The following is a 17,239-nucleotide window of genomic DNA, read 5'->3' as shown; positions in this document are numbered from 1 at the left end:
TATTTAATATATAACAAATCATTATGATAAAAACACTTTATATTAAAACATATGGGTGTCAAATGAATCAATATGATTCAGATAAAATATCTGACATACTATATAAATCCCATAAAATTATATTAATAAAAGATATTTTAAAAGCAGATATTTTAATTCTAAATACTTGTTCTATAAGAGAAAAACCTCAAGAAAAAGTATTTTCTGAATTAGGAAAATGGAAGAAAATACAAGAAAAAAAATCTAATGTTATTATAGGTGTTGGCGGATGTCTATCTGTTCAAGAAGGAATAAATTTAACAAAACGTGCTCCATATATCAATATTATTTTTGGTCCACAAACAATTCATAAATTACCTATTTTATTAAATAAGTATCTTTATACAAAAAAAACTACTATAGATATTAATTTTTTAGAAATAGAAAAGTTTAAATATCTTCCTAAATCTAAATATAAAAATCCTACTGCTCTAATTCCAATTATGGAAGGATGCAATAAATATTGCAGTTATTGTATTGTTCCATATACCAGAGGAGAGGAAGTACATCGTTCTTTTGATGAAATTTTAAAGGAATGCTATGAATTATCATTAAACGGAGTTAAAGAAATTATTTTATTAGGTCAAAATGTTAATAGTTATAAAGGTGTAACAAAAAATGGAAATATTGCTGATTTATCGTTACTTATTAAGTATATAGCATCAATTGATAAAATTGGTAGAATTCGTTTCTTAACATCACATCCATTAGAATTCTCTGATGAATTAATCAATATTTATCAACATACTAATAAATTAGTTAATCATATTCATTTACCTGTACAAAGTGGATCGGATAAAATATTAAAATTAATGAAAAGAGATTACTCTATAAAAGAATTCAAAAAAATTATAAAAAAAATTAAAAAAATAAGATCTAACATTCGAATATCAACTGATATTATAATAGGATTTCCAGGTGAATCAGATGAAGATTTTCAAAAAACTATTGATCTAGTAAAAGAAATAAAATTTGATACTTCGTTTTATTTTATTTTTAGTCCTCGACCAGGAACAATAGCTTCTGAATTCCAAGATAATATTTCAATAAAAATCAAAAAACAAAGACTAAAAATTTTACAAAATTTACTTTTGTATTATTCTAATAAATATAGTAAATCTTTAATTAATAGTATACAAATTATATTAGTTACAAGTATATCTAAAAAAAATCCTCAGCAATTATCTGGAAGAACAGAATGTAATAGAATAGTAAATTTTGATGGACCTACAAATTTAATTGGATACTTTGTAAAAGTATATATAACAGAATCTCTACCAAATTCTTTAAGAGGACGATTTTTAAAAATTTGTAATTTTTAATTATTATTCTTTATATGAATTTTCAAAAAAATTTATTAAAAAAAATTATAATTCCAAAAAAATATTCAGGTAATAGAATCGATGTTACATTGTCTTGTATATTTCCGAATTATTCTAGATCTAAATTAAACTATTTTTTAAGAAAAGGAGAAATTACCTTAAATAATTCTAATTTAAAACCAAGTTACAAAGTTTTAGGAGGAGAAAATGTTTTTATAAATTTAAATAATACAAAAAATATAAATAATATTTATCCAGAAAACATACCATTAAATATTATTTATGAAGATAATGAAATATTAATTATTAATAAGCCTAATAATCTTGTTGTACATCCAGGCGCTGGAAATAAGAAACATACTTTACTAAATGCACTTTTATATTATAATAAAGATCTTCAATTATTACCTAGATTTGGTTTGTTAAATCGATTAGATAAAAATACTACAGGATTAATCATTATTGCTAAAAAAATAGAATCTTACTTTCATTTACTGAATCAAATGAAAAATCATAATATAAAAAAATATTATCTTACATTGGTACACGGTACATTGTCATCTAATGGAATAATTAACACTTTTTACGGAAGAAATCCTAACAATCGTTTAAAAATGTCTGTATTAAATAATGGAAAAATTGCAACTACATCATTTTCTGTTCAAAAAAAATATCATTATCTAACTTTAGTTAAAGTTAAACTTATAACTGGAAGAACTCATCAAATTAGAGTTCATATGTCATATATTAATCATCCTATCATAGGTGACCAATTATATGGAAAAAAAATATGTTTCTCTAAAAAAATTAACTATAAATTAATTAACATATTAACAAATTTTAAAAGACAAGCTTTGCATGCTTATAAATTATCATTTATTCATCCGAATACAAAAAAAATAATAAAGTTTATATCACCACTACCAAAAGATTTTAAATCTATTTTAATTGAATTAGAAAAAGATATTATCTTAAAATAAAACATGTATATACTTAATATTATTTTAAAAAACATAATAATAGCATTATTAATATTTTTTAAAACATTTATTTCATTATCATTTGCAATAAATAATACCCCATTAAATAAAGAAAGTAATATATTTACATTATCTACAATTTTAAAAAAAGTTATGCCATCTATTGTAAACATAATAACCATACAAAAACATACCAATAATATTTATATTTTAAAAGAAAAAAAAACTAATAATTTTCAAAAAAAAAATTTTTTTTACAATAAACAAAAAATTCAAAATATTGGATCTGGTATTATAATAGATTCAGAAAATGGTTTAATTATTACAAATAATCATGTTATAAGTAATGCCAATTCAATTATTGTAACGTTAAACAACGGAAAAAGATTAAATGCTAAGTTAATAGGTAGTGATTCTGAAACAGATATTGCAGTTTTAAAAATCAATATTAAAAATCTTCCAAAAATTCCAATTGGTAATTCTGACAAAGCAGAAGTTGGAGATTTTGTTGTAGCTATCGGTAATCCATTTGGATTAAATAATTCAGGAAGTAATCAAACAGTAACATTTGGAATTATTAGTGCTACCAAAAGAAATAATCTTAATATAGAAAAATTAGAAAATTTTATTCAGACAGATGCCGCAATTAATCCAGGAAATTCTGGTGGAGCATTATTAAATATGAGAGGAGAATTAATAGGAATCAATACAGCTATTATTTCTCCTCATGTAGGCAATGTAGGAATAGGATTTGCTATACCAATTAATATGGCAAAAAAAATTGCTAAACAATTAATTAAATATGGTTTTATTCATAGAGGATTATTAGGTATAATAACACAAAATATCACTCCAGAATTAGCCAAAGCAATGGGTTATCCAAAAAATCTTCATGGAGTTATTATTACAAAAGTTGAACAAGAATCTTCTGCTAAAAAATCTGGATTAAAACCTAGAGATATAATTTTACAAATAAATAAAACAATTATTAACAAAATTGAACAAATTAAGTTTATTATGGGATTATCAAGAGTTGGAGAGCTAATACATTTAAAAATATTAAGAAATGGAAAAAAAATTTGTTTAAATAGTGTAATTATGGATTCCAAAAAATATATAAACAAGGTACAATTAAAAAATCCTTTTTTATATGGACTAGCTTTAAAAAATTATGAGGAATATTCTTTATCATATGAACATATTATTGGAGTTCAAATTATTAATTTATTAAAAAATAGTATTGGATGGAAATCAGGATTACAATCTAACGATATTATCACATCAGCAAATAATAAAATTATACTAAATATGAACATGTTAGATTCTATATCAAAAAAAGCAAAATCTAAATTGATATTGCAAATACTAAGAGGAAAAAAAGTATTATATATTGTATTAACATTAAAATAATTATCAATATAAACTAATTTTTTTTTGTGACTTTATTATAACTTTTAATGGCATTATATAGAAAATGATGGCTATGTAGCTCAGTAGGTAAGAGCATGGCACTCATAACGCCAAGGTCAGTGGTTCAAATCCACTCATAGCCATAGAGAATATAAATACATTAATCTTATTAAGATGATAGATAGTTTTTTTCAAAAACTTTTCCAGCATTATAACTAGAACGAACTAATGGACCTGATTCTACTTCAAGAAAACCTTTTTCCAATCCAATTTTTTTAAATTTATTAAATTCTTCAGGTTTAACATAACGTACAACTGGTAAATGATTTTTTGTTGGTTGTAAGTACTGTCCTAAAGTTAATAAATTAACATCTTTTTTGCGTAAATCATTCATAGTTTCAATAACTTCTTCATAACTCTCACCAAGCCCTAACATTATACTAGATTTTGTTAAAATATCTGGATTATATTTTTTAGCATAACTTAAAGCATTTAATGTATTAATATAATTTGATCTGTTATCTCTAACAATTCTAGTTAAACGCTTTACTGTTTCTATATTTTGTGAAAAAACATGAATTCCGCTATTAACCAATTGTTTTATATTTTCTATTGATTTACTGAAATCTGGAGATAAAACTTCTATCCTTATATCAGGGGAATATGCTTTTATAAACTTTATAGTTTTAATAAAATGTTTTAGACCACCATCTCTTAAATCATCACGAGTAACTGACGTTAATACTATATATTTCATATTTAAAAATGATATTACTTTAGCTACATTACGTGGCTCAAAAATATCTATTATTTTTTTTGGATTGCCAGTATCAATAGAGCAAAATGAACATGAACGAGTACATACAGATCCCATTAACATAATAGTCATTGTACCATTAGACCAACATTCATTTATATTTGGACATTTTGCTTCTTCACATACAGTATTTAGTTTATATTTTAATAAATAATTTTTTATTTTATAGAATAAAATACTATTAACTTGCTTAATTCTTATCCAATATGGTTTTGGTAAAATCATTAATTTTTTAAAATTGTTTTCTTTAATACCATCTTTAATGGCACTTATTCCATTAAATGTTAAATATTTTTTCCCACTTTTAATATTCATAAAATCTTAAATAGAATCTTTTAAAAATTAATTATGTTTTTTCTCTAAAAATAATTCTACCCTTCGTCAAATCATATGGTGTAAGTTCAATCTTTACTTTATCTCCAGTCAAAATACGAATATAATTTTTTCTCATTCTTCCGGAAATATGAGCAATAATAATATGTTCATTTTCTAACTTTACTCTAAACATAGTATTTGGTAAAGTATCTATGACTACTCCAGACATTTCAATGTGATCTTCTTTTGACATAAATATTTATTTTCCATTATAAAAATTTTTTATTTTATTGAATAAAATTATTTGACATATTAAAATAATTTTAACTAACTTCCAGAAATCATCATTTCTTCAATTAATATTGAACCGCATTGCACATTAGAATTCTTATCAATATCACTACATACTGCTATTACAGATTTATACATATCCAATAAATTACCAGCAACTGTTATACCATCGACTGGAAATTTAATTTCACCATTTTCTATCCAAAATCCAAATACACCTTGAGAATAATTTCCAGTTAAAATATTTATTCCATTCCCCATTAATTCTGTAATTAATATTCCAGAATTTATCATTGATAATAAATCTTTTATTTTTTTCACATTTGGAACAACAATTAAGTTATGAACTCCACCTTTATTTCCTGTTGTTTTTAATCCAAGTTTTTTTGCATCATAACTTCCTAATGCATATTGTTTTAATATACCATTTTCAACAAATACATTTCTTCTAGTATAAACTCCTTCACAATCAAAAGGAGCACTACCTAACCCTTTCATAATATAAGGATCTTCATAAATTTTAAAATATCTAGGAAAAATCTGTTTTCCAATAAAGTTAATTAAAAATGAATTTTTTCTATATATATTAATACCACTAATAGCATGAATAAAACTGAGTAATATTTCTTTAGAAACACGAGAAGAAAAAATAATTGGTAATTTTTGTGTTTTTATTTTTTTAGAACCTAATCTACTTATAGTATTTTTAATTGCTCTTTTAGTTAAATTTTTAAATGAAATAAGATCTGAATAATCTCTAGCTATACTATAATCATAATCTCTTTGCATACTATTATTTTTTTTATCTTCTGCAATGAATGAACATCCTATACTATGACAGGTACTTTTAAAAATACCTGATCTATTATTTGTAAAAACAAAACTTTTATAATAAATATTATTAGATAAATAAAATCCATCTGAATTTTTAATTCGTTTATCTAAATTAAGTGCTTGAGATTCATAATCTATAATTTTATTAGTTGTTTCATGTAATGACATTATCCAAGGATGATATAGATTTAAATCTGGATACTCATTTTTCATTAATTCTTTATCCGGTAATTTATTACAATCATCTTCATCACTTATTCTAGCTATATCAATTGCTCTTTTAATTAAGCAATTGATTTCATTAAGAGAAATATTTGTACAATCTACTTCACTTTTTTTATATCCATAAAAAATAATAATTTTTATCTTTATTTTTTTGTTAAAAAAAATCGATTCTAACTTTCTCATACGAACATTAATTAAAAAACCTAAATTATAATATGTAAAAACCATAGCATCTGTAGCCCCATTAAATAATGCTTTGTCTAATATATAATTCATTAACTTAAATGAATCATCTATCGAATTATCAATAATTCTATTTTTTAATAGATTTGAAAATATTTTCATATTGTATTTGTTAAAATTCTTAAACTATCATTTAGTTTGACATATATAATAATTAATGTAAATTAAATTTAAAATACTTTCTAAAATAAATAATAATATACCATGTATTAATGTTGTAATTAATATATCCATCATTTAAAATAATAATAACCGCTGAAATTAGTATTATATAAATATATAATTTAATTTGAATTATTAATTACTTAAAATTTAATATTAAAATATAAATATGTTGGCTAATTTTTAACTTTAGAACTTTTATATTTTTTTTAAATTAAACTTAAAATTATTATTAATTTAAGTAAATTAATTATTAAAGTATAACAATTAATTATAAATTAATATTCTAGGATATATTTAAATGTAAGTTCTTTAATTACATTTGCAAATTTATTAAAAAACCAATAAATACAATAATAATTGTATAACAATACAATAATATAATTATTACTATTATATTACTTATAAATAAATATATAATATTATGTACTTTACATAGGAGAAGAGATGTTAAAAAAAATTTCTTTAAACTTTGATTTAAATCATAAAAAAATATTATCAATTCCAGAAAAAATAGAAAATATTATAAATAATTTACCAAAAAATTTAGATAATATTAATTATGATTTAATTAAAAAAGAAACATTACGAAATTTACATAAAAAAGTAACAATAGAAGATATTTATACTGTACTTATCATGGTTTCTAAAACATTAATTGAAAAAGAACCTAATTATACCTATGTTTGTTCTAGATTATTATTAAATAAACTTTATAACGAAACTCTTAATGAACTAAATTTAGAAAATAATTTTTTCTTTAATCAAAATAAATTAAATTATATTAACTATTTTTATAAATATCTAAAAAAAGGCATATCACAAGGCATTCTAGACCCAAAACTAAATAATTTTAACTTAGAAAAAATAAGTAAAGCTCTATATCCAGATAGAGATAAAAATTTTACTTATATCAGTCTAAAAACTCTATATGACCGTTATTTATTGCATAACCAAGAAATAAGATATGAATTACCTCAAGCTTTTTTTATGCGAGTTGCTATGGGATTATCTATTCATGAAACTAAGAAAGATGAAAAAGCTATAGATTTTTATAATATATTATCCTCATTTGATTATATGCCTTCTACACCAACTCTTTTTAATGCAGGTACTACAAGACCTCAACTTTCAAGTTGTTACTTAACATCAATTTCTGATAATTTAGAAGATATTTTTAATTCTATAAAAGATAATGCATTACTTTCCAAATTTGCAGGAGGAATAGGTAATGATTGGACTTCAGTTAGAGCAATGGGATCACATATAAAAGGAACTAATGGAATTTCTTTAGGAATAATACCATTTTTAAATGTAGCAAATGCAACCGCTATTGCTGTAAATCAAGGAGGAAAACGTAAAGGAGCAGTTTGTGCGTATTTAGAATGTTGGCATCTTGATGTTGAAGAATTTATAGAATTAAGAAAAAATACTGGAGATGATAGAAGACGTACTCATGATATGAATACTGCTTTATGGATACCTGATCTCTTTATGAAAAGAGTTTATGAAAAAGGAAAATGGACTCTTTTTTCTCCAAATAAAGTTCCAGATTTACATGAAAAATATGGTATTACTTTTGAAAATACATATATTGAATACGAGAAAAAAGCTAGAAAAAAACTTATAAAAGAAAGTAAAACGGTATATGCAATTGATTTATGGAGAAAAATACTTTCTATGTTATTTGAAACTGGCCATCCTTGGATAACATTTAAAGATACATGTAATCTACGATCACCACAACAACATTGTGGAGTAATTCATAGCTCTAATCTTTGTACAGAAATAACGTTGAATACATCTTATGATGAAATTGCAGTTTGCAATTTAGGAAGTATTAATCTATCAAATCATGTCATGAATAAAGAATTAAATATTGATAAATTAAAAAATACAATAAATATTGCAATACGTATGCTTGATAATGTCATTGACATTAATTATTATGCTATTCTAAAAGCTCGTAATACTAATATAAAACATAGACCTATTGGCTTAGGAATAATGGGCTTTCAAGACACTCTTTATAAACTTGATATAAATTATGCATCTAAAGATGCTATAGAATTTTCAGATAGCTCTATGGAGCTTATTAGTTATTATGCAATTGAAGCTTCATGTAATTTAGCAAAAGAACGAGGATGTTATTCCAGCTATAAAGGATCATTATGGAGTAAAGGTATATTACCTATAGAAAGTATCAATTTTATAAAACAATCAAGACATAAAAAATATTTTTGTCAAGATCTTTCCCAACATCTTGATTGGAAAACATTAAAAATAAAGATAAAAAATCAAGGAATACGCAATTCTAATATCATAGCAATTGCACCCACTGCGACAATTTCTAATATTTGTGGAGTATCACAATCTATAGAACCAATTTATAAAAATCTTTACGTAAAATCAAATCTATCAGGAGAATTTACTATAATAAATTCTTATCTAGTTAAAGATTTAAAAGATTTAAATTTATGGGATGAAACTATGATAAACGATCTTAAACATTTTAATGGAAGCATCCAAAATATTAAACGTATTCCTGAATTTATAAAAAAACGTTATATGACCGCATTTGAAATTGATCCAATATGGTTAATAGAATCTGCTTCTAGAAGACAAAAATGGATCGATCAATCACAATCATTAAATATATATATTAATAAACCATCTGGAAAAGAAATAGATTTTATATATAAACAAGCATGGATAAAGGGATTAAAAACTACATATTATCTAAGAAGTTCAAGCGCTAGTAGTATTGAAAAATCTACACTTACTAACTATGAATTAAATGCAGTTAAACTAAAAACAATAAAACAACACAAAATATCTTATGAACCTTTTGATTCTAATTGTGAGGTATGTCAATAGGAGAAAATAATGTTATTTATAAAAAATGACAATCAAAATACTAAAAAAAAAATACAAAAAAAATTTAATAAATTTAATAAAATTAATTCAAATAGAATTCATGTTGATGATAAAAAAATTATTAATTGCAGAGCAGATCTTAATCAACTTGTACCACTAAAATATAATTGGGCATGGGAAAAATATTTGTTATCTTGTGCAAATCATTGGATGCCTAATGAAATAAACATGAACAACGATATTATTCTATGGAAAAATCCACAATCATTAAACAATAATGAACGATTAATTATTAAAAGAAGTTTAGGTTTTTTTTCTACTGCTGATTCTTTAGTGGCTAATAATTTAGTACTAGCTATTTATAGACACATTACTAATCCAGAATGTAGACAATACCTACTTAGGCAAGCTTTTGAAGAAGCTTTGCATACACATGCATATCAATATATAGTTGAAAGCTTAGGATTAGATGAATCTGAAATATTTAATATGTATAAAGAAATTCCTTCTGTTTCTAAAAAAGCTGCCTGGGCTTTACCTTTTACACAAAATTTAAGTGATCCTTATTTTAAAACAGGAACATTGAAAAACGATCAAAAATTATTAAATGACCTTATTGCATTTTACATAGTTTTTGAAGGAATATTTTTTTATGTAGGATTTGTTCAAATTCTTTCAATGGGTAGACAAAACAAAATGATTGGTACTTCTGAACAATTTCAATATATTTTAAGAGATGAATCTATGCATATGAATTTTGGAATTGATTTGATCAATCAAATTAAACATGAAAATCCTCATTTATGGACAGAAAATTTTAAAAAACAAATTATTTCATTAATAAATGAAGGAGTAAATCTTGAATATCAATACGCAGTTGATACAATAAAAAATGACATTTTAGGAATGAATATAAAAATGTTCAAAGAATATTTATATTTCATCGCTAATAGAAGACTTAATCAAATTGGATTGCCAATGATATATTCCAATATAAATAATCCATTTCCATGGATGAGTGAAATTATAGATTTAAAAAAAGAAAAAAATTTCTTTGAAACTCGAGTAACAGAATATCAAAGCGGAGGAGTTTTAAATTGGGATGATGATTATTAATATTTAATTTTAAAATTTATATCAAATAATAACAAATTTAACTAACAAAAAATTAGTAAAATAATAAAAAAATTAAATTTTTTAAGAAAATTAAAATTATTATTAATTTATCTTAAGTAAAAATCATCTTATAAAAACACAGTTAATTATCATTAATATATAATAAAATTATTTTCTATAAAATATAAAGGAAATATTTATATATGTATAAAACATACACAATCAAAGATTGCTTCAATAAAAAAAATAAAATAAATAAAATTATTAAAATCAATGGGTGGATTAAAACAAAACGTGATTCTCAAAAAAAATTATCATTTATTGATTTAAATGATGGATCATGTATACAGTCAATACAAATTGTTGCATCTAATAATTTACAAAATTACGAAAAAGAAATTTTAAAATTGACAACTGGTTGCTCAATTAATGTTATAGGTCTTTTAACTTTATCAAAAGGTAAAAAACAAAATATTGAAATTTACGCTAAAGTTATAAAAGTCATAGGATGGATAAAAAATATGGAATATTATCCAATACAAGCAAAATACCATACACTACAATTTTTAAGAAAAATACCTCATCTTAGACCTAGAACTAAAATTATAAGCGCAATTACCAGAATAAGACATTCGTTATCTTTAATTATTCATAATTACTTTCATAAAAAAGGATATTTTTGGATTAATGCACCAATTATAACAACTAATGACTGTGAAGGATCTAGTAAAATGTTTAGAGTAAGTAATTTAGATTTGCTTAAATTACCAAAAACAATGGATGGAAAAATAAACTTTAAAAAAGATTTTTTTGAAAAAGAAACATTCTTAACAGTTTCAACTCAATTAAATACAGAAGCTTATTGCTTATCAATGTCTAAAGTATATACTTTTGGACCAACTTTTAGAGCTGAAAATTCTAATACTAGTAAACATTTATCAGAATTCTGGATGATTGAACCAGAAATAGCATTTGCTTCCTTAAAAGATATTTGTAAAATAAGCAAGAATATTATTTTACATTTATGTAAAAAAATACTAGATGAAAGAGAAGATGAACTAAAATTTCTTAATGATTTTATCGATACAAAATTAATTAATAAATTAGAAAATATTATTAAATTTGGATTCGAAATTATTTCATATACTAATTGTATAAAAATATTAAATAAATCTCAAATCTCATTTCGATATCCCATAAAATGGGGAATTGATTTGCAAACAGAACATGAACGTTACCTTACAGAAAAAATATTCAAGAAACCTATAATAATTACAAATTATCCAAAACAAATTAAAAGTTTTTATATGAGACTTAATAATGATAATAATACAGTAGCAGCTATGGATATGATTTTTCCTAATATTGGAGAAATTATTGGTGGAGGACAAAGAGAAGAACGTATAGAAATACTAGATAATAGAATTCAAGAATGTGGCTTAAATAAAGAACATTATCAATGGTATAGAGATCTTAGAATTTATGGAACAGTACCTCATGCAGGATTTGGTTTAGGTTTTGAAAGACTAATTAGTTTTATCACCGGAATTTATAATGTTCGTGATGTCATACCATTTCCTAGAACTCCAGGCAATGCATATTATTAACTTAATTTTAAATTCTTCATTTTTTATGAAAAATTTTTAAATTTAATTAATTAAGATTGTATTCAATCATTTATTTATAAATAAAATTATTAATATTAATAGTTTCAATAATGTTTTGAATATTTTTATCTGAAGGAAATTTATAACCCATAAACCAATCAAATAAAACTTGATCATCATAATTAATCAATATTTCAAAAAAAAATAATTGTTTATTAGATAATAGAGAAATATTATTATTAACGAATTTTCTAAAAATTAAATCTAATTCAAGTATACCTCTTCTACAACGCCATTTAATTTTTCTGTATCTTTTTGATAAAATACTATTAATCATAAAAATTTGAAACTTGTTTTATTTTTAAAAATTTTATAAAAATAACATATATTACTATGTATCTATATTACTATGAAATCTTATAAAATAGGAAGTCGAATTTTCACATTTTATAAATCTTCTTTACAAAAAGAATTTACATACAAAAAAAATAAAAATTATCTTTTTTGTTTATCTAACTTATCCATATTATCTATATATGGAAAACAATCTTTTAATATGTTACAAAGCCAATTGACTTGTAATTTAAATAAAATTAATTTAAATTTAATGCAAAAAGGAACTATTTGTAATGAAAGAGGACAAATTTCTAGTTGCTTAGATATAATTTTTTGGAAAAATTTTCATTTAATTTTATCTAATGACATGTTAAAAGAAGTTAATATTTTATTAAAAGTACCTGCGCTTTTATCTAATGTAAAAATAAAAAATCAAAATAAATATTATATTTATGGATTTTACCTTGTAAATAAACAAGATTTGCTTCCATTCCATTCATCATTATTGCTAAACATAAAACAAAATAAAATAATTAAAACTAAAAATCTTTTTTGTTACCCTATAAATAAAAAATTATTCATACTGATAATATATAAAAAAAATAAAGATATAATTATTAATGATTTTAAACAATCTAATCAAATTAAAGGCTCTTTATCTTGGCATAGATTACAAATTGAAAATAAAATTTTTTCAATTTGTAAAGAAACAACAAAAATATTTACACCTAATAAACTTAATTTATTACCATCACAATATATATCTTTAAACAAAGGATGTTATAAAGGACAAGAAATTATCAATAAATTATTTTATAAATCTAAAAAAAAATATTTTTTAAAACATTTTATTATCAAAAAAAAAGATAAACCGTTTCCTGGAAAAAAATTTTTTGATTTAAAAAATATAGAGTTAGGAAAATTCGTTGATATATGCCCAATATCATATTCTAAATACTTAACATTAGTCAGTATAAATACAAATAAAAAAATATATTCTATAAAATTAGAAAAATAATACTTTTTTACATATTTAAAAATAATATCTCAATAATATTATATTAACATGTTAAGTAATTATATAAAAAATAGTTATATAAAAAATATTAATCGACTCTATTAAAACTTTTTTAAAAAAATATCGGTTAACGTTAATAATTTACGAATAAACATATAAATCACATTGAAATTATATATAGAGTTCATCTTAAATTTTGATAAAATAATTTTCCAATTATTTATCAAATCAAAATTATAATCAACCCATTGATTTAATGATGTTACTAGATCTTTTTTATTTTTTTTATAAAAATAAATACAATGTGTTACTATTTTTCTTTGTTGTAATTGAATATCTTTTAAAAATTCTTCTCTAATTGAAAAATCTAAATAATTATCTATTGAATATGAAAGAATTTTACTTCTTAACCAATTAAATTTCAAAATTTTTTCTATGTATAAATAGATATCAACAATTTCATTAATATTAATATTAGTTTTATCTTCTACATAAATAACATCTATAAAAGATACTAAAAATTCTAATAGAACACAATCATCTAACAATGATTGTGAAATTTCTAAACTAACATAATTTTGAACAAAAAAAACAGAATTTAACAATTCCTTATATAATAAGGAATTTAATAAATTTGTTTTTATTAATGATAATTTATATTTATAATGTTCAATAATTAAATCTATATTTATATTATTTTTATTTTTATGATTTTCTAAAATCCATCGTATAACTCTATATAATAATCTTATCTGTAAGATATACAAATTATATTTTACACTAAAATATAATACATTATCCAGTTTTTCAATTTTTTTCCATATTTTTTCAAAATTAAAAATATTTTTTGATATCAAATAAGAATATATTATAGAAATAATAGAAGATCCTGTATCATTTTTTATTTGATAAATAAAAGAAAATCCCATATCATTTATAATTGAGTTACTAAGTTGTGTTGATATTATTTCACGTTTTAGCGGATGATTTTCTATATCTTTAAAGTATTTTTTTTGTAAAACAGATGGAAAATAATTTAATAAAATTTTATTAAAAAATAAATTATTATTAATATTTAGTTCTAAAATTGTTTTTTTTAAAAGTATTTTACTATAACTTATTAGAATCGATATTTCTGGTTTTAATAATCCTTTTTTATAAATTTTACGTTTTAATAAATATTTTTTACTAGGCAAAAAATATAAATCCCGTTCAAATTTTTCATTAATTTCCAAAAAATCAATATAATCACTATGCAAATCTACTAATAAATTAGATTGTATATAAAGAATATTAATAATTTTCAATTGATTATTGTGATCTTTTAATATTGATAAAACAACTTCATTTTTAACATTTAACAATAAATCATTACGTTCATTTTTAACTAATTTATGAAAATTATTAATATTATCTAATAAAATTTTAATATTAACTTCCTTATCTGAACAATGAACTCCAGCAACATTATCTATAAAATCTGTATATATTAATCCACCATTTAATGCAAATTCTGTTCTAGCTAATTGAGTTAAACCTAAATTACCTCCCTCACCAATCATTTTACATTTCAAATCTTTTCCGTCAATACGAATCAAATCATTTATCTTATCTTTTACATCGACATGATCTTCATAACTAGATTTTATAAATGTGCCAATACCAGCACTCCATAAAAAATCAACTTTAGACTTTAATAAAATTTTTATTAAATCATTAGGTTCAATAATATTATTATTAATATTAAAAACCTTTTTCATTTCTTTACTGACAGAAATAAATTTTTCAGAACGATTAAAAACTCCACCGCCTTCAGATATTAAATTAACATTATAATCTTTCCAAGTAGAATTAGGTAAATAAAATAATCGTTTACGTTCTTTAAAACTTATTTCTGCATTAGGATTTGGATCTATAAAAATATGAATATGATTAAACGCTCCTAATAAATGAATTTTATTCGATAGTAACATTCCATTTCCAAATACATCTCCAGACATATCTCCTATTCCAATAACTGTAAAATAACTATTATTTATATCAAAATTTATTTCATAGAAATGCGATTTAATTGATTCCCATGCACCCTTAGCAGTAATACCAATTTTTTTATGATTATATCCATTTGAACCTCCAGATGCAAAAGCATCTCCTAACCAAAAACTATATTCATAAGAAATTTTATTAGCAATATCCGAAAAATTTGATGTTCCTTTATCTGCTGCTACAACTAAATAAGCATCATCTTCATCAAAACAAACAACGTTAACAGGTTTAATAATATTACCATTTTTATAATTGTCAGTAATATCTAACATTCCCTTTATAAAATATTTATAACAATCAACTACTTCACATCGATCATTTTTAATTATAAAACCTCCTTTTGCTCCACTAGGAATAATTAATGAATTTTTTATTTGCTGAGTTTTCATTAATCCCAATATTTCCGTTCTAAAATCTTTTTTTCTATCTGACCAACGTATACCTCCTCTAGAAATCTTCCCACCTCTTAAATGAATACCCTCAAATTGAACTGAATAAACAAAAATTTCACAAAAAGGATATGGTTTTGGAATATATGGTATATTTTTACTATCTAATTTAATCGATATATAATTTTTATATAGTTCTTTATTGGTATTATCATATTGATAATAATTAGTCCTTAATGTGTGAATAATGGTTTGTACATACTGTCTAATTACTTTATCTTCTGTTAAATTAGTTATTCTGGATAAATTCTGATATATATCATCTAACAATAATTTATAATAATACTTTCTATTCTTAATATTTGGTTTAAAGCGTAATCTAAATAATTTAATTAGATATTTGGTTAAAAAAATGTTGTGATTCAGTATACGTTCTATAATTTTTTTACTAAAAATAAATTTTATTTGTTTAAAATATTTTGCATACATTCTTAAAATAGATATTTCTCTATAAGATAAATTAGCAGAAAGAATTAATCTATTTAAATTATCATTTTCTACATATCCTAAATAAATATTTTTAAAAGCATCTTGTATCAACCTCTTTGCATAATACATATTAATTTTGATATTCTTATTATTAAGTAGTATTAAATTACTTATCCATATATTTTTATCTTCTCTAAAATTAAAAATATAAGATTGTTCACTGATAATTTGTAATCCAAAATTTTTAATAATATATAAAATATTTGATAATATAATTGAACTATTAAATTTATAAATTTTAAAATAAAAATACTCTTTTTTCTTATTTAAGAATCTATTGAAATTAACTAATAATGAATTTTTTTTTGATAATAATTCAACAAACTGAATATCATCAACAGCTGTTTTTGGTGAAACATCTTTAATATATGATAAAGGAAATATACACTTATATTTTTTATAAAAAATCTTTACTTTTTCCTTATTAAATTTCCTATCTAAAAAATATTTAAAATAATTAATCCAAACTTTTTTAAAATTAATAAATTCTCTTTCAATTTTTTTTAAATTCCATTTCATAAGAAATATGTTTAATAAATAATATTGTATTTAAAAATAAATTTTAACTAATTCCAAATTATAAATCTAGATAAAAATAAATTTAATTCTCATTTATTTTAATAAGATATATTTATTTACGTATTTGATAAAAATATTAATTTT

At 21.7% G+C, this 17,239-nt stretch carries 12 protein-coding genes and 1 tRNA gene; 8 read left to right on the top strand and 5 right to left on the bottom strand.

All coding sequences use genetic code 11. The features are described from left to right. The first annotated feature begins 23 nt into the window (after positions 1–23). The 4 genes from miaB to CCU22_RS00185 all read left to right on the top strand — a co-directional run bounded on the left by miaB (position 24) and on the right by CCU22_RS00185 (position 3,894). The gene (miaB, locus tag CCU22_RS00200) at positions 24–1,361 is read left to right on the top strand and encodes a tRNA (N6-isopentenyl adenosine(37)-C2)-methylthiotransferase MiaB (protein WP_100114611.1); all 1,338 of its coding nucleotides are present in this window, start codon (positions 24–26) and stop codon (positions 1,359–1,361) included. Between the two features lie 14 nt (positions 1,362–1,375). After that, positions 1,376–2,341: an RluA family pseudouridine synthase gene (locus tag CCU22_RS00195; protein WP_100114610.1), complete on the top strand. Its 966-nt coding sequence runs from the start codon at positions 1,376–1,378 to the stop codon at positions 2,339–2,341. Between the two features lie 3 nt (positions 2,342–2,344). Continuing rightward, on the top strand, positions 2,345–3,751 hold the full coding sequence (locus CCU22_RS00190; protein ID WP_100114609.1) for a trypsin-like peptidase domain-containing protein: 1,407 nt from the start codon (positions 2,345–2,347) through the stop codon (positions 3,749–3,751). 69 nt (positions 3,752–3,820) lie between these two features. Continuing rightward, positions 3,821–3,894 (top strand) — tRNA-Met (locus CCU22_RS00185). 26 nt (positions 3,895–3,920) lie between these two features. Here the strand turns inward: CCU22_RS00185 and lipA are convergent. The 3 genes from lipA to CCU22_RS00170 all read right to left on the bottom strand — a co-directional run bounded on the left by lipA (position 3,921) and on the right by CCU22_RS00170 (position 6,578). Continuing rightward, positions 3,921–4,883 (bottom strand): lipoyl synthase, encoded by a 963-nt coding sequence (lipA, locus tag CCU22_RS00180; RefSeq protein ID WP_100114608.1) that lies wholly within the window; start codon positions 4,881–4,883, stop codon positions 3,921–3,923. A 31-nt stretch (positions 4,884–4,914) separates the two neighbouring features. Continuing rightward, complete coding sequence (gene infA, locus CCU22_RS00175; protein WP_100114607.1) at positions 4,915–5,136, bottom strand: translation initiation factor IF-1; 222 nt, start codon at positions 5,134–5,136, stop codon at positions 4,915–4,917. A 74-nt stretch (positions 5,137–5,210) separates the two neighbouring features. Continuing rightward, on the bottom strand, positions 5,211–6,578 hold the full coding sequence (locus CCU22_RS00170; RefSeq protein WP_100114606.1) for a metallopeptidase TldD-related protein: 1,368 nt from the start codon (positions 6,576–6,578) through the stop codon (positions 5,211–5,213). A 507-nt stretch (positions 6,579–7,085) separates the two neighbouring features. Between CCU22_RS00170 and CCU22_RS00160 the strand changes: the two genes are divergently transcribed. From CCU22_RS00160 to asnS, 3 genes are all read left to right on the top strand, one after another. Next, entirely contained in the window at positions 7,086–9,515 is a 2,430-nt protein-coding gene (locus tag CCU22_RS00160) for a ribonucleoside-diphosphate reductase subunit alpha (RefSeq protein ID WP_100114604.1), read from the top strand. A gap of 9 nt (positions 9,516–9,524) precedes the next feature. After that, positions 9,525–10,631 (top strand): ribonucleotide-diphosphate reductase subunit beta, encoded by a 1,107-nt coding sequence (locus tag CCU22_RS00155; protein WP_100114603.1) that lies wholly within the window; start codon positions 9,525–9,527, stop codon positions 10,629–10,631. A 203-nt stretch (positions 10,632–10,834) separates the two neighbouring features. Further along, entirely contained in the window at positions 10,835–12,238 is a 1,404-nt protein-coding gene (gene asnS / locus CCU22_RS00150; RefSeq protein WP_100114602.1) for an asparagine--tRNA ligase, read from the top strand. Between the two features lie 70 nt (positions 12,239–12,308). Here asnS and CCU22_RS00145 read toward each other — a convergent pair whose 3' ends face one another. After that, entirely contained in the window at positions 12,309–12,575 is a 267-nt protein-coding gene (locus tag CCU22_RS00145; RefSeq protein WP_100114601.1) for an FAD assembly factor SdhE, read from the bottom strand. A gap of 72 nt (positions 12,576–12,647) precedes the next feature. Between CCU22_RS00145 and ygfZ the strand changes: the two genes are divergently transcribed. Continuing rightward, positions 12,648–13,592 carry a CAF17-like 4Fe-4S cluster assembly/insertion protein YgfZ gene (ygfZ, locus tag CCU22_RS00140; protein WP_100114600.1) on the top strand — a complete coding sequence of 315 codons (945 nt, stop codon included), beginning with the start codon at positions 12,648–12,650 and terminating at the stop codon, positions 13,590–13,592. A gap of 101 nt (positions 13,593–13,693) precedes the next feature. Here ygfZ and CCU22_RS00135 read toward each other — a convergent pair whose 3' ends face one another. Then, entirely contained in the window at positions 13,694–17,095 is a 3,402-nt protein-coding gene (locus CCU22_RS00135) for an NAD-glutamate dehydrogenase domain-containing protein (RefSeq protein ID WP_100114599.1), read from the bottom strand. Positions 17,096–17,239 lie beyond the last annotated feature (144 nt).

Source organism: Candidatus Legionella polyplacis (assembly GCF_002776555.1).
GTDB classification, from domain to species: Bacteria; Pseudomonadota; Gammaproteobacteria; order Legionellales; family Legionellaceae; genus Legionella_E; species Legionella_E polyplacis.
The sequence above is the reverse complement of the archived record's forward strand: the minus strand, read 5'-3'. Positions and strand labels throughout refer to the sequence as shown.

What these genes read in the sequence shown, in the direction of transcription:
- CCU22_RS00160 (WP_100114604.1), top strand. Translation starts at nt 7,086, where the DNA reads ATGTTAAAAAAAATTTCTTTAAACTTTGATTTAAATCATAAAAAAATA.
- miaB (WP_100114611.1), top strand. Translation starts at nt 24, where the DNA reads ATGATAAAAACACTTTATATTAAAACATATGGGTGTCAAATGAATCAA.
- CCU22_RS00155 (WP_100114603.1), top strand. Translation starts at nt 9,525, where the DNA reads ATGTTATTTATAAAAAATGACAATCAAAATACTAAAAAAAAAATACAA.
- CCU22_RS00135 (WP_100114599.1), bottom strand. Translation starts at nt 17,095, where the DNA reads ATGAAATGGAATTTAAAAAAAATTGAAAGAGAATTTATTAATTTTAAA.
- ygfZ (WP_100114600.1), top strand. Translation starts at nt 12,648, where the DNA reads ATGAAATCTTATAAAATAGGAAGTCGAATTTTCACATTTTATAAATCT.
- lipA (WP_100114608.1), bottom strand. Translation starts at nt 4,883, where the DNA reads ATGAATATTAAAAGTGGGAAAAAATATTTAACATTTAATGGAATAAGT.
- CCU22_RS00195 (WP_100114610.1), top strand. Translation starts at nt 1,376, where the DNA reads ATGAATTTTCAAAAAAATTTATTAAAAAAAATTATAATTCCAAAAAAA.
- asnS (WP_100114602.1), top strand. Translation starts at nt 10,835, where the DNA reads ATGTATAAAACATACACAATCAAAGATTGCTTCAATAAAAAAAATAAA.
- CCU22_RS00190 (WP_100114609.1), top strand. Translation starts at nt 2,345, where the DNA reads ATGTATATACTTAATATTATTTTAAAAAACATAATAATAGCATTATTA.
- infA (WP_100114607.1), bottom strand. Translation starts at nt 5,136, where the DNA reads ATGTCAAAAGAAGATCACATTGAAATGTCTGGAGTAGTCATAGATACT.
- CCU22_RS00170 (WP_100114606.1), bottom strand. Translation starts at nt 6,578, where the DNA reads ATGAAAATATTTTCAAATCTATTAAAAAATAGAATTATTGATAATTCG.
- CCU22_RS00145 (WP_100114601.1), bottom strand. Translation starts at nt 12,575, where the DNA reads ATGATTAATAGTATTTTATCAAAAAGATACAGAAAAATTAAATGGCGT.